A 22,607-nucleotide genomic window follows, 5' to 3' on the forward strand; every position below is an offset into this window, starting at 1 on the left:
TAATAGAAAGCTTTTAAAAACCCCAAGCATTATCTTTTAAAAGTTTATTTTGAGAACCAATAATATCATATATACGATATTTACCCACTACTGGAGCATCGGCCTTGCTTCTCCCACCAAAAGTTGCTCCTTTTGTAAAAAACACACAATTTGGCTCACCAGTGTATTCTCCTTTTTTTTCTTTTCCACCCCATTGTACTTTTACATTATTTAAATCTTGAGGAAAATCATCTTTTTTATTATTATACATTAAATCACCTTCATAAATCACCCATTCATCTTTTCCATACTTAAAATATTCTAAAACCTTTACATTTACAGGTATTTGCGTGTTTTTGGAACTTTGGATTTTTACTAATCGTTCATCCCACATTTTTTGATTTAAAATAGTTGCTTTAGGGTTTTTCTTTTTTTCTTCTTCTACCAAATACCCCCCATAATATATATTTACAAGCTCCTGTTTATGAAATTTTTGGTACATTTTTTTGATTTCTGCCATGTCTACAAGTGGTAAATGCATTGTAAAATATCCTGTAATGCCTATACTCTGATAGCCGTCTGGCATAGAAAATTGTATCAGAAATAGATTTACTGCTTGACTTTCAATAGAGACTTTCGCTGTATAATAAATAGAAACACTTGTAGGCTCTTGATTGTAATATTCTTTTAAGTATTTTGTAAAATGAAGGATTGCATTATTTTTATTTATTACCTCTTCAGTTGAAACATTACCCACAACTTCTATAAGAAAACCTAAGTTTTTTTCAATGTAATCAATGAGTTTATTATAAAAGATAGCTTTATAATCCTCCTTATAAAAATATTTCTCAATCACTCTACCCATAGGAATATATTCATATCCCTTACGAAAAGCTTCCCAGCGTTCTTCAAAGGAAAGATTTTCATTGTTCCACTGAGTATCTATTTCTGCAAAAGTGCCATTATTTAAAATAGTCATCAGTTCTTTAAATGCTTTTCTATAATCGAGTTTTATGTACTCATTGCTGGAATACACATTGAGTTCTTCCAAAGCTTCGCCAGCAATTCCCGTAAATTCAAGTTTATTGAACATAAACTGCCAAACACCTCCATTATTAACTTGAGAAATGAATGCACCTAAGGCATACATCATTTTTTGAGGTTTTGTAAGCTTTTTCCAAGTATCCTCAAGGCTTTTTTTTGTTGGAACTTTTTCAAAGGGTTTTGTAATAGCCCAATCATAATATTGCCAAAAAGCTTCTTCTTTTGTTATTTTATTTTGAGCATACTGTTCTTGTAGGTTTTGTATATCTGCTAAGGGTATGGCAATGCCATAGTTGAGCTTTTTAGCCCCCGTTTTTAAAGAATACATCATGTTGTTTAAGAATTATGAACAATTATTATTTAAGTATTGCAATAAATTTGTTCATTTCTGTTTTGATACTATTATTTAGTCTTGGTATTCATAGTTAAGATACATTATTTTTATGATATACCATTTTTGCTATTAAGATATGTTAATAAGAATATGATTAAAGCATACTATTTTGAACTTTATATTACCATTCGATTTTTTTAAATCCTTTTGATTCTAAATAATCGTTCGTTTTGCTGAAGTGTTTATTTCCTGCGAAACCTCTTGCCAATGGTGAGGGATGTGGAGCTTCTAAAATCAAATGCTTTGTTTTATCCACAACAGCCCCTTTTTTCTGAGCATATGAACCCCACAACAAGAAAACAACATTTTCTTTTTGTTCTGAGATAATTTTCACGATAGCATCTGTAAACTCTTCCCAACCCTTTTTTTGATGAGAGCCTGCTTCTGCTGCTCTTACGGTGAGTGTTGCATTGAGGAGTAATACTCCCTGCTCCGCCCAACGTTCCAAATTACCACTTTTGGGAACCGCTATTCCTAAATCTTCTTTAATTTCTTTAAAAATATTAACCAATGAAGGTGGTACTTTGATACCATCTGCCACAGAAAAGCATAATCCATTAGCCTGCCCTTCCCCATGATAAGGATCTTGACCTAAAATAACAACTCTACAATCTTCAAACGAGCATTTATCAAAGGCATTAAAAATCTGATTACCTGCAGGATAAACTTTTTTTGTTTTATACTCTTCCTTGATAAACTCTACTAATTTCTTAAAATAATCCTTTTCAAATTCTTCATTTAAGTATTTTTTCCAAGATTCAGCTATTTTTACTTCCATAAAAAAAAGATATTTTTGTTACCTAATATAAATAAAGTTTGTCTAATTGACTAGCTCAAATATAAAAGATTTTTCCATTTTTCTACAATAATTCGTTTTATTTTCACGTATTGATAAAAAAAAGTTACAGTTATGAAATATTCACTCTTATTAGTTTTACTAAGTCTTATTTCCACAAGCTATGCACAAGAAACTTGGTCTTTACAGAAATGTATTAATTATGGCATAGAAAATAATATTACTATAAAACAAAGACAAGTCCAAGTAGAAGCTACAAGTAGCACCTTACAACAATCTAAAGAAAGCCGTTTTGCCCCGCAATTAAGTGCTTCTGGTTCACAAGTTCGTCGCTCTGGTCGTTCTATCAATCCTTTCAACAACCAATTTGTTACACAAAGTGTAAATTCTACCAGTGTATCCTTAAATGGTAACATCACACTTTTTAATGGCTTTAGTACTGTCAATAGTATTGAACAAAACAAATTAGACCAAAAAGCTGCTACATTGGATGTAGAACAAACCAAAAGGGATATATCTTTGAATATCGCCAATGCTTATTTACAGGTTCTTTTGGCTCAAGAGCTTTTAGAAGCCAACAAAGCACAAATCGAAGTTACAAAAAATCAGTTGGATAGAACAGAAAAACTCTTTAAGGCTGGCTCTGTTGCCGAAACACAAGTTTTAAATCTTAAAGCTCAATTAGCTAATGATGAGGTAAATATGGTTACTGCACAAAATCAGGTTTCTTTAACAAAACTTAACCTGATGCAACAAATGAATATGCCTGCTGTACAAAGCATTGAAGCAGAAAAAGTACAAATTGCGACCATTACCAACGAATATGCAACAACAACAACTTCTCAAATTTTTGAAGTAGCTGAAAAAAATCAGTATAATTTACAAAGTGCTGATTTACGCATACAAAGTGCTGAAAGAAGTATAGAAATAGCTCGTGCAGGCTTATATCCAACTCTTACACTCAGTGGAGGTCTTTCTTCTGCTTATTCGAGTGCAGCCCCCGATCGTCTGCCTGATGGTACCGAAACCATTTCTGTTCCTGTAACCATTGGTACTTTGGCAAGCAATCCTAACGAATCTGTTATTGCTTTTCAACAAATTCCTGTAAAATTTAAAGAAAATGGTTTTTTCAATCAAATGAATTTTAACAGAAGTACTTTTGTAGCCTTGAATCTGAATGTTCCTATTTATTCGCAAGGCAGAACAAGAAATGCGACTACACAAGCTAAAATTCAACAAAAGAACCAGACATATCAGTCTCAGCTACTTCGTCAGCAATTACGCCAAACTATTGAACAAGCTTTCAACGACATGAAGCTTTCTCAAAGTAATTTTGAAGCTCGCCAGAAACAAGTAGAATCGTTGGATTTAAACTTTAAAGCCGTAGAGAACCGTTTCAATGCTGGAGCAACCAATATTATTGACTATAATTTAGCAAAAATAAATTTAGACCAAGCCAAAACAAATCTTATCAGGTCCAAATATGAGTATATTTTTAGAATAAAAGTATTAGATTTCTATTTAAACAAACCCTTAAATTTATAATCAAATATTTTTTTTTCAATCTACAAAAAGGTTCAAACAATTGTTTGAACCTTTTTGTATTTTTTTATCCTTTTATAAAATTATAAAAGTGCTTACAGGATAATTTTTCATTTATAATTAAAAAATTGTAATTTTAACCGATACTTTTTATATTAAAGCTATTATGTGCCTCAAAATAGATATTCATACACACATCATTCCTGAACACTTACCTGATTTTAGAAAAAAATATGGCTATACAGGTTTTGTAAACCTTGACCACCATAAACCTGGTTGTGCTCGTATGATGATTGATGGCAAGTTTTTTAGAGAAATTTATGCCAATTGTTGGGACCCTCAGGTCAGGTTCAAAGAATGTGCAGCTCACAATGTAGATGTACAAGTCATTTCTACTATTCCTGTCATGTTTAGTTATTGGGCAAGTGCATTTGATGCCTTAGACTTATCTATGTATCTTAATGACCATATTGCAGATTTGGTACACACATTTCCTACTCAATTTGTAGGTTTGGGAACAGTTCCTTTGCAAGAACCTAAATTAGCTATTCAGGAGCTTGAGAGATGTATGAAAATTGGTTTGGCTGGTGTACAAATTGGTTCACATATTAATCAATGGAATTTATCCGAAGAAGTGCTTTTTCCTTTTTTCCAAGCTGCTGAAGAACTCGGAGCAGCTATTTTTGTGCATCCTTGGGATATGATGGGGAAAGAAAAAATGCCTAAATATTGGCTTCCTTGGCTTGTTGGTATGCCTGCAGAAAGCTCTCTAGCTATTTGTTCTATGATTTTTGGAGGAATTTTTGAGAGACTACCTCGGCTTAGAGTGGCTTTTGCTCATGGAGGAGGTTCATTTCCTGCAACTATTGGGAGAATTAGTCATGGTTTTGAGGTACGCCCCGACTTGTGTGCGATTGATAACAATGTACATCCAAGAGAATATTTGGGTAAATTTTATGTAGATTCGCTGGTACATGATAACCATGCTATGAATTTGTTGCTGTCAGTTATTGGAGAAGATAAAATTGTTTTAGGTACAGATTATCCATTTCCTTTAGGCGAATTAGAACCTGGTAAGTTGATAGAATCTATGCAAGATTTTAGCCAAAATACCAAAGAGAAAATGTTAGGTTTAAATGCATTAAATTGGTTAAATTTAGGAATTGATAAATTTTTAGACAATAAAAAACCTGATTTTAAGAGTAAAATTAATACTATATAGATTATGGTAGAACAAAAACAAAATCCTGTTATCAGAAACAGCCTTTTCTTACTATTAGGTGTTTTCTTAATAATCCTTTTATTGAATTATGTTCTGACAAGCTATTTCTTTAATGCTATTGAACAAGGACAATACTTGGTAAATATTGCAGGGAAAAACAGAACACTTTCACAGCTTATTTTGGTAGATGCCCAAAAAGTAAGTGAAGGAAATGAAAATATGAAAATTATTTTGCGAGAGCATATTACAGAACATGCTCGTATCTTGAGAGCTTTGAGAGATGGAGGAACTATTACTGTTGACAGGCAAGAAGTTACTATTCAAGAAAAAGCTGATAAAAGTATTTTATCTAGTATTAGGAGTGTTGAACAACTTTGGAAACCCTACCAAGATTCTGCCAGTACAGTAGTATCAGAACCCATCAAAATTACTATAAAAGTAGAAAAAGAGGAAAAGAAAGTTAATATTGAAACAGATATTGCAGATTTAGATAAAGTAGATAATGATGAAAAGCAAATTATAAATCCCAGAGTACTGAGTGCTATTAATTATTTACGTTCTAAATCAAATGAAATGCTTTTACTCAATGAACAGTTGGTAAGAGAATACTTGGAGTATCTTGATAAAAAACGTCAAAATGCTGATTTAATCATCTTGATACTTACACTTGTTAATATTGGTGCTATCATAGTTGCTTTTTTTGTTGTGAAAGATGTTGTTCTAAAACCTCTCAACCTAATAGCTTATGCTGCTGAAGAAATTGCAGAAGGACATAATAGTAGACTTATTAATTATGAATTTAATAATGAAGTAGGTTCTGTTGTAAAAGCTATCAACAAAATGGTAGGTAGTTTAGAAAATGCAACCAACTTCATTCAAGATATAGGAAACGGAAACCTACAAGCTCAATACAAAGGTATTGATACTCAGACAGATTTAGAAAAAGAAACGCTTGCAGGTGCTTTGCTTGACATGCGAGAGCGTATGATTAATGTTGCTCAAAGTGAACGAAATCGTGAATGGAGTAATATAGGTCTTACAAAGTTTGTGGAGATTTTACGTCAGAATAACGATGACTTGCGTAAACTTTCATATAGTGTACTTGTAGAGCTTATTCATTATGTAGAAGCTGCCCAAGGAGGTTTGTATATTATAAATGATGATATAGAAAATGATTATCATGCAGAATTGGTAGCTGCTTATGCCTTTGAAAAACAGAAGTTTATTAATCAAAAGGTATATCCTCATGAAGGTGTTATTGGACAGCTTTTGATAGATGGAGATACTATTTACTTAAATGATATTCCTGAAAATTATGCTGACATAACTTCTGGTTTAGGAGGTGCTCGCCCTAATAGTGTGTTACTTGTACCTCTCAAACTCAATGAAAAACTCATTGGTTTAGTAGAACTTACTTCATTTCACCCTTTCGAAGATTATAAAGTAGAGTTTATTGAACGTTTAGCAAACAACATTGCTTCCACAATCTCTAATGTGAAAGTAAATGAAAGAACTCGTTTACTATTGGAAGAGCAACAAAGAATTACACTTCAAATGCGTTTGCAAGAAGATGACATGAAAACAAACATGTTACAACTGCAATCTACACAAGAAGAAATGCGTAAAAATGAAGAAGCTCTAAAATCGCAATCTTTTGCCATTGCCTCTACACTTGTAGAAGCTGAATACGATATGGAAGGAAGACTTATCAATGCAAATGGGCAATTTTTAGCCAAACTCAAATACAAACTATCAGATATAAAAGGAAAAAATCACAGAATTTTATTAGATACTCAAAGTTCATATAGTGAAGAATATTTAAAGTTTTGGGATAATCTAAGGGCTGGAAAAACACAAATTGGTGAATATAAAAGAGTTGCCAAAGATGGCTCAGAGATTTGGCTCAGAGCAACTTATGTACCTATTCCTAATAGAAATGATGAGCTTTATAAAGTTACTTGTTTAGCTTTTGACGTAACAGAGGAAAAACAACAAGTAATTGACTACCAAGGGCAAGTAGAAGCTCTAAGGCGTTCTTCTATGGTGGTAGAGTTTGATTTACAGGGCTTTATTATTGATATTAATAGCACAGCTCTTAATTTCTTTAAATATACAAAAGAAGAGCTTCTCAGTAAACATTATAATACCTTGATGCTTTTGGAAGAGTTTGAAGATGATAATTACAAAGTAAGATGGAGACAACTAAAAGGTGGTAAGTATGAATCAGGAGAATATGAATATAAAACAAAAGATAATGAAAAAGTTTGGATTTCTGGTAGTTTTAACCCCATTTTCGATTTGAATGGTAATACCACAAAAATATTAATGTTGGCAGATGATATTACCAAGAGAAAAGAAACTGAATACCAAATTCAAGAAGTACAACAAAAAACAAAAGTACAACAAGAAAATCTAACAGCCCTTATTAATAATACAGATGAACGTATTTTATCTATTGATAAATACTATTATGTAACTATCATTAATGAAAACGTTCGTAAAGTGTTCCAACAAATGGGTAGAGAAGTTGAAATTGGTACAAATATTTTGGATACATTTCCTGATAGAACCTATAATAAACTTAAAGACCCTTATGATAGAGCTTTGACGGGCGAGAAAGTTCGTGTAGAAGAAACTTATTTGGGTGCAAAAGGCGAAGATATTCTGTTACTTGTAACTTACAACCCTATTCTTGATGATAGTGATAATGTACAAGGGGTTACCGTCTTTGCAAAGGACATTACAGAAATCAAGAAAAATCAAGAAGAATTAATTCGCATTCAACAAGAAATGGAAGAAAAAGAAGCTGATTTGAGAGCTCTTATTAATAATTTGGAAGATTGCGTTTTTGCTATTGATAATAAATACAATTTTGTGGTATTCAATGAGTCATTTACGAATCTCCTAAAAGAAAAGAAAAATTATGATTTAAAAATTGGTGAAACTATTGAAAAAATTTATGCTCCTAACGAATGGGAAAGTTGGAAGGCTATTTTAGACAGAGCCTTAGCTGGAGAGAAGTTCAAACAAAATGTAAGCCTTTTTGATGATTTGTATGAGCTTGCAGCCAATACAATCTTTGATAAACAAGGAAAAATTATTGGAGTAGCATTGGATATGCAAAAAATTGAGCTTTAGTTATAAAAAATTGTATCTAATTGATTAAGCCCATAAATTTTATGGGCTTTTTTATATCCATCCTACTTTTTTTTGCCACTTCACAAATTCTTTTTTCTTGACTTGATAGTTTTGAGGTGGGGTCTGCCCTTCTTTTTGAACAAATTCTCTTATTAATATAATTTGTTCTTCAAGAGTATTTAGCCCCAATGCTATTCTTCTTTTATTAATCGATTTGATGTATTTTATGGGATTTGGGCTTAACTCTGCATTTTCATCCCAGTCAAACTGAGTCCCATACAACTGTTTTTTATTACTCAAGACAGCTATTCTGTCTGTTAGATATGCCCAATCTTTTTTATAGGCATTACCTGATTTCACTTCTAAATCCAATAACTCAGCACAATTTTTCATAAAAGCTGGTATGCTGATAGCATGCTGAATCACTAGCCATGTTGCATAAGAAGCTTTTTCTCCGACCTTACTCGCTGTTGGATAACCTATTTGGTCTATTATTTTTTCTAATTTTTCAGCATTTTGTTTATGTAATGCTTCCATTTCAACATGGTAACTTTCTGACAATACCCCCTCTTTCAGCAATTTATCTCGCAACGCCAAATCTTTTTTTTGCATTTGGATAATTTTTCTTGCAAAATGAGGGTACAGCATAATTTTATAAAATCAACCCTAAAACCAAAAAAAATACTAACTCACAAAAATACAGAACAATTGCTACTTTATTTTTCTTTTCAAAAGGTAGAAACACAAATATCAAATGTAGAATCAGTGCTGTTACAAACCAACCTACATAATTTTGTAAGGGAATGATACCATTCTGCCAATCCCAGAAATTGAGTTTGATAGCAATAGGCTCAATAAAAAAATCTAATCCAACTGTTAAAAATGTTGCTAAAAGAGCTTTTAATCCTTTAGGAATTTTTATCTCAGCGACGCAAGAAGATGTCGTATAAATTACTATTAACCAATTAATTGCAATAAGAATTGGCACCTCCAAAACTTTATATCCCAAAGTAGTTTTATACCAATAGTTTCCAAAAATAGCACCTGTATGTACCCCTAAAACTTCTATTCCAAAACCCACAAACATAGTTATTACCAATGCTACTATTAAATATTTATTCCATTGCTTTTGGAAGAATAATATCAGCAAAGCATTGGTTATCAGATTAAAGGGGACTAACAATTTGAAGAAACTTTGTATTTCAGGCAATGCCAAACCTATAATGCCAGCTATATGCATGGCTATGAGTAGCAGGATAGTATTTTTTTCTGTAAAAAACTCTTTAATTTTCTGGATTTTATTTTTAGAAATAACAGGATTATTCATCAAAGATGGATTTGACGGGCTGTTCTTGGTTTTCATTTGGATTATCTTCTGTATCTAAAATTTCTATTTCAATACTAGTACTTTTTGAAGTCTTACCTATAATATTCAAACGTTTTTTAGCAATTTGTTTACTTACTAAATAGTCTTGGATAAATTTAGCTCTTTTCTCTGCCAAATTTTTATTGACTACATCTTGTTTACTATCTTGGCTGTAACCAATAATTTTTATACTCAGTTTAGGGTTGTCTTCCAAAAGTTTTTGTAGAGTTTCTAACTCTGTAACTGATTTTTTGTTTGGTTTATACTCGTGTTTTTCGTAGAGAACTTTGGTAGTAAAAACTGACTGCTTTTTGAGAACTTTCAAATAGATATTTTTCTGTGTTTTGGCATCTTTATCAGCAACCTGTAATGTATCTATTTGGTAAATATAGCCTTTGGCAGTAGCTCGGATTTCATACAACCCTTTATCCAAAGGTTTTTCCCATTTTCCTTCTGTTTGCCAAGAAGCTATCATTTTTTGAGTATTTCTTTCTAAGATAATGATATTTACTTCTACAGGCTGATTGGTAATTTCATCCAAAAATTTAATAATTGTAACAGCTTTTTTTTCAGGAGCTAAATCTATTTCTAAGGTGTCGTCTTCTTGATGACTAGCAATTTGTTCAGGGATAAAAGTCATGTGTTTGAGTTCATATCCTTCTTTTTTAGCAGTTATTTCATAATGGAATTTTTTATTGAAATAATATTTGATATTGCCATTAGCATCTGAAAAATTTAATGTTGTTTTTTGGTCTGATTTAATTTGTACTTCAGTAGATGGGATAATAGCCTCTGTATCATCATTTCGAGTAGCTAAAATCAGTTCACTAAAATTATTAAGATTTCTTTTGGCTACTATTTCGTAAATATCGTCTTTCCCCACACCTCCTGCTCTATTTGATGAAAAATATCCCTTTTTTATTTTAGCATTAAATATAAACCCAAAATCGTCTTTGATAGAATTGACTGGATAACCCAAATTAAAAGGAGTTATGAGTTTATTTTCTACATTTTCAGCCATAAAAATATCTAAACCACCCAATCCACTATGCCCATTAGATGCAAAATATAAGCTACCTCTGTTATCAATGAATGGGAATGCCTCATTTCCTCGTGTATTGATGTTTTCACCTAAATTTTGAGGGGTTGTCCATTTACTATTTTCAAGATAACACACCCAAATATCCATACCTCCTAAACTCCCTACTCTATCTGAAACAAAATAAAGCGTTTTACCATCTGAGGAAAGTGCTGGATGCATGGTAGAAAACTCTTCGCTATTGTGTATAAATTCTTTTTCTTTACCCCATGTACCATCTGCTTGTTTATAAGCAATATAAAGTTTCAAACGATTCACTTTTTCGCTTTTGCTTGCTTTTTTGGAGCTATTACGAGTAAATATTACAGAATCTCCTTTAGGAAAAAATGCCAGAGGGCCTTCGTGATAAGGAGTATTCAAGCGTTCCTGAAAAGGCTTTACTTTACCACTTTCATAGATGTATAAATCTAAAAAAGAAGAATTATCCCATTTAAACTTTTCTGTTTGATTGTGTCTGTTTGAAACAAAAACGATTTTTCTTCCAAAAAATGCAGGGCTAAAATCATCTTCTGGAGAATTGAAAGGAGCTAAATTAATTTGAAAAGTTACTGAGTCCTTATAAAAACTTTCTAAATCTTGATATGCCAAAGAAAAAGCCATAGGACGACTATCATCTTTTACTTGCTTGGCATAAGCATTGTACCACAACTGAGCGTCTTGGTGCTTGTTGTTACTAGCCAAAGCCTGAGCATAATACAATTTATCTTCAGGGTCTGTAAGTGGAGACTTTACTACTTTTGCATACCAAATTTCAGCTTGCTCCGAATTTTGTAGTTTTTTATAGCAATGAGCTATTTTTTCCTTAATCAGAAGTGAACCTGTATCTGCTTCTAAGGCTTTTTTGTAGAGAGGCAAAGCCTCTGCAAATATCATTTTCTTGTATAGCTTTTGGGCATCATCATAAGCCTTATTTGTTTTTTGGGAAAAGCCCCTCAATGAAAAACAAAAAATTACCCACAGAATCATAAACCTTTTCATAGAACAGCAGTTTTAATAATTATTTTGATTTTTTCCACAAAAACATTTGTTTTGTAGCGATAAAATTCTATTTTCACAAAGTAAAAACAATAATATTCCTTTTCAAATTTTTTTTACAAAAATGCAATTTCAACATTCTATTGTTGGCGAGCTTTTTAAGAAAGACTATCGCATCTCTCGTGATATACTTCTAGAAATTAAGGATCTTGGTTCAGAAGTAGAAAAAGATTTATTGGCTATCGTAGATGATGCCATCAGTAATCCCGATTATTATTCGGATGATATTGAAGATGATGAAGGAGGTTTCGCTCCTATGCATGCTATATTGCTCTTGCGAGAAATCAAGAGTAAAGAAGTGGCTAAAAGAGTCATCCAAATGCTACAAGGTGATGTATTACAAATGGATAGAGTTTTTTATCCAGATTTCTTAACAGAGGAAGTTTGGACATATATCTGTCATTTGGGACATCAAGAAATAGACACCTGCAAAAAAATACTTTTTGAAGGCAACGCCGATGTGTATGCTCGTGTAGCTATTTCTACTGGGCTTGCTCAATTGGCTGTACATTATCCCGAACATCGAGAAAAAGTGATGCAAATATTCACCAAACTTCTTGAATTCATTTTGAGTGATGAAAGTATGGAAGCTTTTGATGAAGAAGAAGGTTCTTTCGGAGAAGATCCTGATTTTGAAGCAGATATAGAGTTTATTTCAAATTTTGCTTGTGATTTATTGGATTTAGATGCCAAAGAGAAACGAAAAGAATTAGATGCTCTTTTTGAAAATGGCTTGATTGATGAAGAGATTTTAGAAGAGAGCAAAGCTGTATTCAAGAAAAATCAAATGTCTTATAAAAATATTTTAGAAATTTATATGGACATGGAAATTGGTGAAAATGCGGAACTTATAGAAGAAGACGAGGATGAAGATGAGCCAAAAGTTAAAAAAATGAAAGATTAAATTTGGATATTATTTTGGTTTTGCCTATTATTGCACTCCAAAATTTATGGTCGGATGGCCGAGAGGCTAGGCAGGGCTCTGCAAAAGCCCCTACAGCGGTTCGAATCCGCTTCCGACCTCTCAAAAAGCTACACTAAATATCCATTGGTGTGGCTTTTTTATTATCTTTGAAGAAATATCAATAATATGCTTTCTGAATTTGGTAAAATATTGGTTTTTATTGTTGGTGCTACTTTATTTGTTTTGGTAGCATTGACTGTATCATACCTAATTCGCCCCAAACGCCCCAATGCAGAAAAACTAAGCACTTATGAGTGTGGTGAAGAAGCCATTGGTTCAGCTTGGCGTTTTTTCAATATTCGTTTTTATATTGTTGCTCTTATTTTTATTTTGTTTGATGTAGAAATTGTTTTTTTATTTCCTTGGGCTACTGTTTTTGGACGAAAGGAATTGCATGATGCAACACAAGGCTCTTGGACATGGTTTGCAATTGCAGAAATGTTTATTTTTATATTTATTTTAGGCCTTGGACTTGCATACGTATGGGCAAAAGGCTATTTAGACTGGGTTCGCCCTAAGGTTATCATACCTGAAGTAAAAAATGTTGTTCCAAAACAACTTTACGAAAATATCAATCAAAAATACTCTGAAAAACCTAACCTCTCATAAAATCATTCATTGTTCACATGGAAAAAATTTGGGATTTATTAAAGATGATTCTGCCTGCAGGCTTTGTACTCATTGGGATGTACCTTACTTCAAGAAATTTTTTACAAAAAGAGTTTGAAAGAAGACTGGCTGAAATAAAATTGAAAAACTCAGAAGCCATTACTGCTATTCGTTTACAAGCTTATGAACGTATGTGTCTGTTTTTAGAGCGTATTCTTCCAGATAATATGCTTTTACGTATTCAAGCTCATGAATTTACTTCTGAAGAATTACATCATATTATTATGCTTGAAATTCGTAGCGAATTTTCACATAACTTCTCTCAACAAATGTATATGAGCCATGAGGCTTGGACAATGGTAAAAAATGCCAAAGAAGAAATTATCACCCTGATTAACAATACAATGGCTCAAGTTTCTTTACAAAGTAATGGTGTTGAACTTGCAAAAAAAATATTGGAAAATGTTAGAGAATATAATCTCAATCCTTCTGTTCCAGCTATTGCATTTTTAAAAGAAGAATTGAAACAATTGTTTTAATCATCAAGACAATTTTTTAGCATCATTTTTGTCTTAGTGGTTTGTAAAAATATCTCCATGAAAAAGTTAATTATTTTTATCTTCATTTTTTTAGGAATTTCGAGACTAGAAGCTCAAAATCAGCTTTTTGAAGGTGCAGTCAAATATACTCACTATCTTGAAATTACAGACTCAACAATGAAAAAACAAGATATGGCTCTTTCATTGTACTTTGGAAGTGCTTCTATTTTGTATATCAAACAAGGGCATTATCATTGGAAGTTTGCAGATTGTAGTCAAGAATCTCAAACGTATATCCCTACAACCAATACCCTTTATGATAAATTCACCAAAAATGATACGCTTTATACGACCAATGCAGGCATAGCTAATGAAACCATTGCACAAGAAGAACTTAAAGATTCTAAAACAGTTGTTCTGGGTGAAAAGTGTAAAGTATTGATTGTAAAATCTAAGTTTCCAAGCTCAGGCGATAAAAGAATTAGGCTTTATTATTTTGGTAAAAAACATACTTTACACCCTGATTTTTACCAAAAATACAAGATGAATGCTAATGATAAGATTTTTGCAAAAATGGGAACAATTCCTTTGCGTTTTACAGTAGTATATCCAAGTTTCAAAATTACTTATGTAGCAGCCGAAATAAAACGAACTCCTGTGGATATAAAACTGTTTGATGTAAAGGGGAAAAAAACAAAACCCCTTCCCACTCAAAAATAATGAAAGGTTCTTGGCAAGATACACTCAATTTAGGCAGTAAATTAAGCATTAAAAAAGTTTGGAACATAGCCAAAACACTCAGCAGTTTTTATGTTTCTAAATGGAAAGGCATACCATCACATTGGGGTTTGCCTTTTAGCATTTCTGTTGAACCTACAACAGCCTGCAATCTACGTTGTCCTGAATGCCCCAGTGGTTTAAGAGCTTTCACACGCCCCACAGGTTTATTACAAGAAGATCTCTATAAAAAAATTATTGATGAACTTGCTGATTATCTGGTGTATCTGATTTTGTATTTTCAGGGAGAGCCTTATTTACATCCCAAGTTTTTTGAGTTGGTAGAATATGCTTCTCAGAAAAACATCTATACAGCTACTTCTACCAATGCTCATTATCTTCACGAAAAAAATGCCATCAAAACAGTAGAAAGTGGATTGGATAGGCTCATCATTTCAATTGATGGTACGACCCAAGAAACCTATGAAGCTTACCGAATAGGTGGCAATTTAGAAAAAGTGATTAAAGGAACAGAAACTTTGTTGAATGTGAGAAGTCGTTTGAAAGCTAAAAAGCCTTATACTATTTTTCAGTTTTTGGTGGTAGCCCCAAATGAACACCAAATTGAAGAGGTGAAGCTACTTGCTAAAAATCTAGGTGTGGATAAAGTTGCTTTCAAAACGGCTCAAATTTATGACTATGAACAAGGTTCACCTCTTTTGCCTCAACAACAACAATATAGCCGATATAAAAAGCAGGAAGATGGTACTTTCCAGATTAAAAACCAACTTCTAAATGAATGTTGGAAAATGTGGCATTCGTGTGTCATTACTTGGGATGGAAAAGTTGTTCCTTGTTGTTTTGATAAAGATGCAACCCATCAATTAGGAAATTTGGCTTCTGAAGATTTTAAAAAAGTTTGGCAATCAGAATCTTACCATGCTTTTAGACAAAGCCTTTTGCGTTCGAGAAGCGAAATAGATATTTGTAAAAACTGTACCGAAGGCACAAAAGTATGGGCATAAAAAAATATCCTAAACTTTTGAGTTTAGGATACTATAATATTTTAAAAGTGAATAATAAACTATGTTGGTGTGCAGACTTAGAAGAAATTAATCAACTCTTGGTTTGTAAGTTTCTTCTGCTTTTTTAGAACGGCCTTGTTCTATGTCTGCCTTTTTGTCTTGTTGAGGCACTGTAGGCACTACAGTAGCTGCTCTTTGCTGAAAGGATGTCATAGTAATAAGAATGTTTAGATGGTTGCATGTATTTTTTGTTACGTATTTCCTTTCTATAATTCCTTTTTGAGTCTTCTAGAAAGTTCTTGAATCAAAGCCTCTTGCCTCTGTATTTTTAGTTTGAGCAAAGAAGCATCTAGTGTTTTTTTGTTTGCTTCTGTTAATGAAAATACAAATTCTTTGCCAAAGTTTCTAGTATTCTTTTTAATAATACTTTCGAAGGCAAAACTAACGTTGCTGTTGATGTAAGTTTCTACGCTTTCCATAAACTTTTTTACTATGTTTTTGATGAAACAAAGTAAAAAATTCAGTCCGTAATTTTTTGGAGGAGCAGTGAAAAAGAAAGTTTTATTATTTTCTTTTCGCTTTTATTTCAAAATATTCAGGGTCGGAGAATATCATTTTTTGTCTTCCCTTAATGTAGTAGCTTTGGAGTTTGTTGTTGCTACAATACATTTTGAGTTCTTTTTGAGTGGAATACAGATAGTTATCGGAAGAGATTTTAGCTTGTACACTCCAAAATTCTTGCGTACTTTTAGATACTCCAATAATTAGTTTTTCAACTTTTAAATTAGGATTGGTGGCTTCATACGTTTTAAAAAGAGTATCACCACTTGTCATTTGAGTTTCTTTGTATAATCCACGAAGAGCCGATTTATTAATATTGGCATGTAAGAAAAAAGCTAATTCTTTTTCCCAACTAATATCATTTATATCACGCATTTCTGTTCTTCCTTCAGCAAAAGTAGCTTTTTGAAACATGACAGGTGAGCTTTTGAGCAGTTTTATCTGTTCATTCACTTTTTGCTCCAAATCGTAATAATAATTTACTTTTGTTGTAGATTCTGGAGTTTGACAAGCTTGTAAAAAAGCAAGAAGGCTAAATAAGACAAATATATGTTTCATAGTAGTGGTATAAAAAATTAATCTCCAAATTTGGGAAAATTTGGAGATTATTGGAAATAAAAGTTGGATTTTTATTTTTTCATCAATTCTTTCATCACTGCTCCTCCACATTCTGAACCTATTTTGGTAAGTCCTTCCGTATCTTTGCTTGCTTCTGTAACATTTTCATAATTTTGTTCTACTTTCTTAATAGCACAATCACAAGATTTTTTAGCAAACTCCTCAATATTTACTCCCATAGATTGGATGGTCTTACCATCAGGGGTATCTTTCAAAGCCATTATTTCAGCCTCACAAGATTCTACAAATTTTTTCTTTTCTTGTTCATTCCAACCACCTTTTTTGGACACTTCTTCTTTTTTAGCTACAGCTGCTTTGGTTGTTGCTGTCGTTGCATTGCTATTTGAGCTTGTAGTAGCTACTTTTTTAGAGGTATTGCATGCCTGTAATACTACAAAACAAGCGAACACTGTATAAATAATTTTTTGCATGACAATATATGATAAAACAAGAATGCTCAAATTTCAGAAAACTTGAGCATTCAAAAAAATATTCATACAAATTTATTTTTTCTTCATCAGCTCTATCATTACTTCTTTGCCACAACTTTCTCCAATTTCATTTATTCCTTTTATATCTTTATTGGCATCTATAATATTTTCATAGTTTTTTTCTACTTTATCCAATGCACAACTACAAGACTTTTTGGCAAACTCATCAATATCTACCCCTGCTGCTTGAATTGTTTTACCATCAGGAGAATCTTTTAGACTCATAATTTCACCTTCACATGCTTTTTTAAATTCTTCTTCGTGTGCTGTTGTCCAATAGCCTTTTTTAGACTCAGGTTCTGAACTTTTAACATCTTCTTTCTTTTCAGTGGAAGAAGAACTCGAAGATTCTTTATTCTCTTTTGATTTACAAGCTTGTACAATTATCAAACAAGCAAATAAAAAATAAGTTAGTTTTTTCATAAAAAATTGGTTTAAAGATTATAAATTTATTTTTTCATCAATTCTATCATTACATCTCTACCACAATCACTACCTATATTTGTTAAGCCTTCGTTATCTTTGTTGGCTTCTTTAGGGTCTTGATATTTTTGTTCTACCTTTTTCATGGCACAATCACAAGCTTTTTGAGCAAACTCTTCAATGTTTACTCCTGCTCCTTGGATTGTTTTACCATTAGGTGTGTCTTTCAATTTATTAATTTCATCTTCACAACCTTTTGTAAATGCTTTTCTATCTTTTTCAGACCATTTTCCTCTTCTTGAGATATTTTCATAGGGCATTAAAATTCCTCTAATACCTCTATAAACATTTGTATAAAAACCATTGGATTCTATTACAGCATTTATGGAACTACAACTTTGCAATACAGTAAGTAGCAAAAGTCCCACATATAATTTTTTTCTCATAGTGCTATAAAAAATCCCCAAACTTTTAGACTTTGGGGATTGAATTTGAATATTTTTCTTATTTTTTCATCAATTCTTTCATTGCTTCAGCTCCACATTCTGTACCTATAGCCTTTGTTCCTTTTGAATCTTTATCTGCTTCTTTAAGGTTTTCATAATTAGATTCTATTTTTTTGATAGCACAATCACAAGCTTTTTGAGCTAAATCTTCGATTTTAACTCCCATTGACTCAATAGTTTTACCATCGGGAGTATCTTTTACTTTAACAATTTCAGCTTCACAATCTTTTGTAAATGATTTTTTATCGCCATCAGTCCAAGCACCTTTTTTAGAAGACTTACAAGAACCCATCAAAGCCATTGAAGCTACTGCTAAAATAAATAATCCTTTTTTCATAAATTTTAGATGTTTAAAAATGTAAAATGTGTCTTTTATTTTAAGCAATATATAATTTTTTGAGTATAAAACTCAATTAAATAAATATTTTTTTACTATTTATTTAATATTTTCTTTTGAAGATAAGATACTACCATTTCCAAAGGTTTTTGATAATGAAAATTATTAGGTATAATGATATCTGCTTCATTTTTAAATGGCTCTATATATCGTTCGTAGGTGGGAGAAACATGCTTTTCGTAACGATACAACACATCTGCAATGTCGTAACCACGTTCAATTTGGTCTCTGTGTATACGTCTTTTTAGCTTAATATGTTCTTTAGCATCTATATAAATCTTAAAATCAAGCAATTCTGCAATTTCAGAAAAATAAAACACAAAAATACCCTCTACCACAATAATGGGAGCAGGTTTGAATACCAATGTTTGAGGGACAACATCTGGGTTATTGTAAGTATATTCTAATCTATAGACTGTTTCTCCATTTCTAAGTTTCTGTATATCACGAGCATACTCATGAGCATTAATAGATTCGGGTAGGTCAAAATTATGAACACCATTTTCATCAGTAGGCTGTTCATCTTTAGAACGATAATAATTATCCTGAGAAATCAAACAGATTTCATCACTATCAAAAGAATTGATAAGATTTTTAAGAAAAGATGTTTTGCCTGAAGCACTTCCCCCAGTGATGCCGATGATAAAGGGTTTTTCCATTTGGTATAGATTGTCAATTGCTGTTGTTTAGTTTTTTACAAAAGTGCAATTTTACAACAAATCTATGTTCTTTTGTAAAAAGTCTATAATTTTTTTTACAGCAATGGCTCTGTGGCTAATCTGATTCTTGGCTTCAATATCCATTTCTGCAAAAGTTTTATCATAACCATTGGGCAAAAAAACAGGGTCATAGCCAAAGCCTTTTTCTCCTCTTTTCTCATTTAAAATTGTTCCGTGTATTGTCCCTTCAAATTGCCACTCTCCATGCTTAGTTACCAAAGTAATGCAAGTTCTGAATTGGGCATTTCGATTAGTGTAGTTTTCTAAATTCCTGAGTAATAACTGAATATTATTTTCATCATTTTTGGGAATACCTGCATAACGAGCCGAATACACACCTGGAGCTCCTTTGAGAGCTTCTACCTCCAAACCACTATCATCAGCAAAACAAGCAACTCCAAAATGTTCCCAAACATATTGAGCTTTTTGAGCAGAATTGGCAGGGATAGTATCTTGTGTTTCAGGGAGTTCTTCAAAACAGCCAATAGACTCCAAACTTACAAGCTCCACTGAATTGCCCAACAATGTTTGTACTTCGTAAATTTTATTTTTGTTATTAGTTGCAAAACAAATTTTCATATAATTTTTGATTAGTCTATCTCAAGAGCTTCTAAAATCTCGGCAAGGTTTCCAAAATCTTTTAAACCTGATTTTTCTTCAAGACTTCCTTGTAAACCAACTCCTTTGATTTTCGTATTAGAAAGTAAATCTGTTATTATTTCTTGTGAAAAATCTCCTTCAACCAATAAATTACATTTTTCTGAAAGATTTTTTAAAACTTTTAAAGTATTGTCTTCTGCATCAGTCAATAAAAAATAATTGACCAGATGATTATATCTTGTGGATAGTTTTTCTATTTGTTCAGCACTTTGAGATCTAAAAATCAAGCCAATAGGCAAATTATCTAATTCTTTAGCTTTATCAGCCAACTCTTCCAGTACATCTTCTCTTTCTATTTGCAAGGCATGAATGGGATATTCTTGTAGAATTTCATTCATTTCTGCAAGGCTTGCCGTAGAAAACTCTGCTACAAACTTCACTCCTACTATCCAACTAATCATTTCAGCATAGCTTTGTGGACTCACATAGTCTATTTTATCTTTTTCTACCTGAAAACCTAGCATATCTACGCCCATGCCTGCACAATAGCGTGCATCACTCAAGCTACTGATATTTCCTACTTTTACAAAAGTTTTAAGTGCCATTTATGTATTATTTTGTTTATCAATTATATGATTTTCTATTTTTTCTTTATCTCCAATAATCAGTCGGTTGCTTTTATCGTAGCTGAAATAGCTTGAAAACCAGCTAAAAAACACAAAAAATCTATTTCTAAAACCTACTAAAGCCATTAAGTGTACAAAAAGCCATGTTACCCAAGCAAAAAACCCTTGAAATTTCATAAATGTTAAATCTACAACGGCCTTGTTACGCCCAATGGTTGCCATGCTACCTAAATCTTTGTAAGTAAAAGGTTTGAGAGATGTATCTTTTTTAAAGATTTTTTTGAGGTTTTTTGCCAAATTTACAGCTTGTTGGATGGCTGGTTGAGCCACCATAGGATGCCCTTTGGGTGTAGTTTCTGTGGTTACAGCAGCTATATCACCAATAGCAAAAATATTCTGATAGCCTTCTATCTTATTAAATCCATCTGTTTTGATGCGTTTATTAGGCAAAATAGCTTGTTCATTCAATCCTGCAATAGGGTTTCCAGCTACACCAGCTGCCCAAAGAAGTGTCTGACTGATAAATTTTTCGCCATTACTTAAGGTTACGGTATAACCATCATAACTTTTTACAGAAACACCCAAATGAACTTTTACACCCATTTTTTGTAAATATTCCAATGCTTTTTTAGAAGACTCCTCAGACATTGCACCCAAAAGTTTTGGAGAAGCCTCGACCAAATGGATATCCATTTCCACAATATTGAGTTCTTTGTAATCTATGGGAAACACATGTTTTTTTAATTCAGCTAATGCTCCTGCAACTTCTACTCCAGTAGGTCCACCACCTACAATTACATAATCCATGAGGCTATTGCGTTGCTCATCATCTGAAGTAAGTACAGCCTCTTCAAAATTTCGGAGTACATGGTTTCGAAGTTTGATAGCATCTTCAATGGTTTTAAGAGCAAAAGAGCGTTCTTCTATTTCTTTCATACCATAATAGTTGGTAGTAGCTCCTGTTGCTATCACCAAATAATCGTATGTAATTTCTCCTACTGAAGTTTCAAGAGTATTGGTTTCTGTGATAATTTTCTGGACTTCAGCAAATCTGAAAATAAAATTTTTCTGTTTGCCAAAAGCCTTTCGGAATGGATAAATAATAGAAGAAGTTTCCAAACCTGATGTTGCAACCTGATATAATAGTGGTTGAAATGTATGATGATTGTGTTTATCTAAAAGAACAACTTGGCAGTCTGCATTTGCAAGTGATTTTACTAGCTGTAAACCACCGAAACCACCACCTACAATGACCACACGAGGTTTGTCGGTTTTAGGAATCTGTGCTGATTTCATAAATATAGGATGAGAATATGAGCCGTAATTATACAAAAAAAATCAGGAACATAATGTTTTTTTCGCAACAAGTCTTAAATTTGAGTCTAAAAAATATAAAATTAAGATTATAAAAATTATGGGAAGAGCATTTGAATTCCGTAAAGGCAGAAAAATGAAGCGTTGGGGGCAAATGGCAAAAACTTTTACCAAATATGCCCGTGAAATAGCTATGGCTGTAAAATCTGGTGGTTCAGAACCAGAATACAATTCTCGTTTGAGAGCTATTTTACAAAATGCTAAACAAGATAACGTTCCAAAGGATAATATTGAAAGAGCTATTAAGAAAGCCTCTTCAAAAGACCAAGAAGACTATAAAGAATTGGTTTATGAAGGCTATGGCCCTCATGGAATTGCTGTAGTTATTGAGACTGCTACAGATAACCCTACTCGTACAGTTGCCAATATTCGTAGCTACTTCAATAAGACAGGTGGTTCTTTAGGAACAACAGGATCTTTAGACTTTTTATTTGAAAGACAATCCATTTTTCAAGTAACCAAAAAAGCGAATGTAGATTTAGAAGAATTGGAATTAGAATTGATTGATTTTGGTTTAAACGAAATGGAAGCCGAAGAAGGTGAGGTTTTTATCTATGGTACTTTTGAAGCCTTCGGGAAAATACAAAAATACCTTGAGGACAATGGTTATGAAATAAAAAGTGCTAAATTGGAACGCATCCCACACGAAGCCAAAGAGCTTACACCTGAACAAGAAGCTGATGTAGAAAAATTATTGGAAAAGCTTGAAGAAGATGAAGATGTGCAAGAAGTTTTTCACAACATGAAGTAAAAAGGCATCAGATTTGAGATGCTTAGAAGCAAGAAATTATTTATTAACACACTTATTTTTATATCTAAATTT

23 protein-coding genes, 1 tRNA gene and 1 pseudogene are annotated in these 22,607 nt (G+C 32.4%); 10 read left to right on the forward strand and 15 right to left on the reverse strand.

What is annotated here, in order from left to right; translation table 11 throughout:
• Positions 1–13: 13 nt before the first annotated feature.
• A complete protein-coding gene (locus AD998_16295) occupies positions 14–1,354 on the reverse strand; it encodes a hypothetical protein (protein KOY87487.1) in 1,341 nt (446 codons plus the stop codon).
• A 184-nt stretch (positions 1,355–1,538) separates the two neighbouring features.
• Complete coding sequence (locus tag AD998_16300; GenBank protein ID KOY87488.1) at positions 1,539–2,195, reverse strand: uracil-DNA glycosylase; 657 nt, start codon at positions 2,193–2,195, stop codon at positions 1,539–1,541.
• A 132-nt stretch (positions 2,196–2,327) separates the two neighbouring features.
• Here AD998_16300 and AD998_16305 point away from each other — a divergent pair, with 132 nt between their 5' ends.
• The 3 genes and pseudogenes from AD998_16305 to AD998_16315 all read left to right on the forward strand — a co-directional run bounded on the left by AD998_16305 (position 2,328) and on the right by AD998_16315 (position 6,696).
• Positions 2,328–3,758, forward strand: coding sequence for a hypothetical protein (locus AD998_16305; protein KOY87489.1), 1,431 nt, complete (start codon positions 2,328–2,330; stop codon positions 3,756–3,758).
• A gap of 163 nt (positions 3,759–3,921) precedes the next feature.
• On the forward strand, positions 3,922–4,977 hold the full coding sequence (locus tag AD998_16310; protein KOY87490.1) for a 2-amino-3-carboxymuconate-6-semialdehyde decarboxylase: 1,056 nt from the start codon (positions 3,922–3,924) through the stop codon (positions 4,975–4,977).
• 648 nt (positions 4,978–5,625) lie between these two features.
• Positions 5,626–6,696: pseudogene (locus tag AD998_16315) on the forward strand (hypothetical protein).
• 1,470 nt (positions 6,697–8,166) lie between these two features.
• Here AD998_16315 and AD998_16320 read toward each other — a convergent pair.
• The 3 genes from AD998_16320 to AD998_16330 form a co-directional block, all read right to left on the reverse strand.
• Entirely contained in the window at positions 8,167–8,763 is a 597-nt protein-coding gene (locus AD998_16320; GenBank protein ID KOY87491.1) for a hypothetical protein, read from the reverse strand.
• 4 nt (positions 8,764–8,767) lie between these two features.
• Positions 8,768–9,355 carry a hypothetical protein gene (locus tag AD998_16325; GenBank protein ID KOY88258.1) on the reverse strand — a complete coding sequence of 196 codons (588 nt, stop codon included), beginning with the start codon at positions 9,353–9,355 and terminating at the stop codon, positions 8,768–8,770.
• Between the two features lie 79 nt (positions 9,356–9,434).
• Positions 9,435–11,546 carry a hypothetical protein gene (locus tag AD998_16330; GenBank protein KOY87492.1) on the reverse strand — a complete coding sequence of 704 codons (2,112 nt, stop codon included), beginning with the start codon at positions 11,544–11,546 and terminating at the stop codon, positions 9,435–9,437.
• Between the two features lie 58 nt (positions 11,547–11,604).
• Between AD998_16330 and AD998_16335 the strand changes: the two genes are divergently transcribed.
• The 6 genes from AD998_16335 to AD998_16360 all read left to right on the forward strand — a co-directional run bounded on the left by AD998_16335 (position 11,605) and on the right by AD998_16360 (position 15,469).
• On the forward strand, positions 11,605–12,519 hold the full coding sequence (locus tag AD998_16335; protein ID KOY87493.1) for a hypothetical protein: 915 nt from the start codon (positions 11,605–11,607) through the stop codon (positions 12,517–12,519).
• 48 nt (positions 12,520–12,567) lie between these two features.
• Positions 12,568–12,638: transfer RNA gene (locus tag AD998_16340), tRNA-Cys, on the forward strand.
• Positions 12,639–12,705: 67 nt separating this feature from the next.
• Positions 12,706–13,188, forward strand: a complete 483-nt coding sequence (locus tag AD998_16345; GenBank protein KOY87494.1) for an NADH dehydrogenase — start codon at positions 12,706–12,708, stop codon at positions 13,186–13,188.
• 17 nt (positions 13,189–13,205) lie between these two features.
• A complete protein-coding gene (locus AD998_16350) occupies positions 13,206–13,727 on the forward strand; it encodes a hypothetical protein (GenBank protein ID KOY87495.1) in 522 nt (173 codons plus the stop codon).
• 57 nt (positions 13,728–13,784) lie between these two features.
• On the forward strand, positions 13,785–14,447 hold the full coding sequence (locus AD998_16355) for a hypothetical protein (protein ID KOY87496.1): 663 nt from the start codon (positions 13,785–13,787) through the stop codon (positions 14,445–14,447).
• The gene (locus tag AD998_16360; GenBank protein KOY87497.1) at positions 14,447–15,469 is read left to right on the forward strand and encodes a radical SAM protein; all 1,023 of its coding nucleotides are present in this window, start codon (positions 14,447–14,449) and stop codon (positions 15,467–15,469) included. Before AD998_16355 ends, AD998_16360 begins: the two co-directional genes overlap by 1 nt.
• 266 nt (positions 15,470–15,735) lie before the next feature.
• Here AD998_16360 and AD998_16365 read toward each other — a convergent pair whose 3' ends face one another.
• The 10 genes from AD998_16365 to AD998_16410 form a co-directional block, all read right to left on the reverse strand.
• Positions 15,736–15,948, reverse strand: a complete 213-nt coding sequence (locus AD998_16365; protein KOY87498.1) for a hypothetical protein — start codon at positions 15,946–15,948, stop codon at positions 15,736–15,738.
• Positions 15,949–16,033: 85 nt separating this feature from the next.
• Complete coding sequence (locus AD998_16370) at positions 16,034–16,699, reverse strand: hypothetical protein (protein ID KOY87499.1); 666 nt, start codon at positions 16,697–16,699, stop codon at positions 16,034–16,036.
• Entirely contained in the window at positions 16,660–17,079 is a 420-nt protein-coding gene (locus tag AD998_16375) for a hypothetical protein (protein KOY87500.1), read from the reverse strand. Before AD998_16375 ends, AD998_16370 begins: the two co-directional genes overlap by 40 nt.
• 72 nt (positions 17,080–17,151) lie before the next feature.
• Positions 17,152–17,562, reverse strand: coding sequence for a hypothetical protein (locus tag AD998_16380; GenBank protein ID KOY87501.1), 411 nt, complete (start codon positions 17,560–17,562; stop codon positions 17,152–17,154).
• 26 nt (positions 17,563–17,588) lie between these two features.
• On the reverse strand, positions 17,589–18,008 hold the full coding sequence (locus tag AD998_16385; GenBank protein ID KOY87502.1) for a hypothetical protein: 420 nt from the start codon (positions 18,006–18,008) through the stop codon (positions 17,589–17,591).
• A 58-nt stretch (positions 18,009–18,066) separates the two neighbouring features.
• Positions 18,067–18,405 (reverse strand): hypothetical protein, encoded by a 339-nt coding sequence (locus AD998_16390; GenBank protein KOY87503.1) that lies wholly within the window; start codon positions 18,403–18,405, stop codon positions 18,067–18,069.
• Positions 18,406–18,500: 95 nt separating this feature from the next.
• Positions 18,501–19,124 (reverse strand): uridine kinase, encoded by a 624-nt coding sequence (locus AD998_16395; GenBank protein KOY87504.1) that lies wholly within the window; start codon positions 19,122–19,124, stop codon positions 18,501–18,503.
• A gap of 51 nt (positions 19,125–19,175) precedes the next feature.
• A complete protein-coding gene (locus AD998_16400; protein ID KOY87505.1) occupies positions 19,176–19,763 on the reverse strand; it encodes a deoxyribonucleotide triphosphate pyrophosphatase in 588 nt (195 codons plus the stop codon).
• Positions 19,764–19,774: 11 nt separating this feature from the next.
• Positions 19,775–20,389 carry a hypothetical protein gene (locus AD998_16405; GenBank protein ID KOY87506.1) on the reverse strand — a complete coding sequence of 205 codons (615 nt, stop codon included), beginning with the start codon at positions 20,387–20,389 and terminating at the stop codon, positions 19,775–19,777.
• The gene (locus tag AD998_16410; GenBank protein ID KOY87507.1) at positions 20,390–21,706 is read right to left on the reverse strand and encodes an NADH dehydrogenase; all 1,317 of its coding nucleotides are present in this window, start codon (positions 21,704–21,706) and stop codon (positions 20,390–20,392) included.
• A gap of 118 nt (positions 21,707–21,824) precedes the next feature.
• On the opposite strand from AD998_16410, the gene AD998_16415 reads away from it, so the two are divergent.
• Positions 21,825–22,535: a transcriptional regulator gene (locus tag AD998_16415; protein ID KOY87508.1), complete on the forward strand. Its 711-nt coding sequence runs from the start codon at positions 21,825–21,827 to the stop codon at positions 22,533–22,535.
• The last annotated feature ends 72 nt before the right edge of the window (positions 22,536–22,607 follow it).

The sequence above is a fragment of the bacterium 336/3 genome, assembly GCA_001281695.1.
Classification (GTDB): Bacteria; Bacteroidota; Bacteroidia; order Cytophagales; family Thermonemataceae; genus Raineya.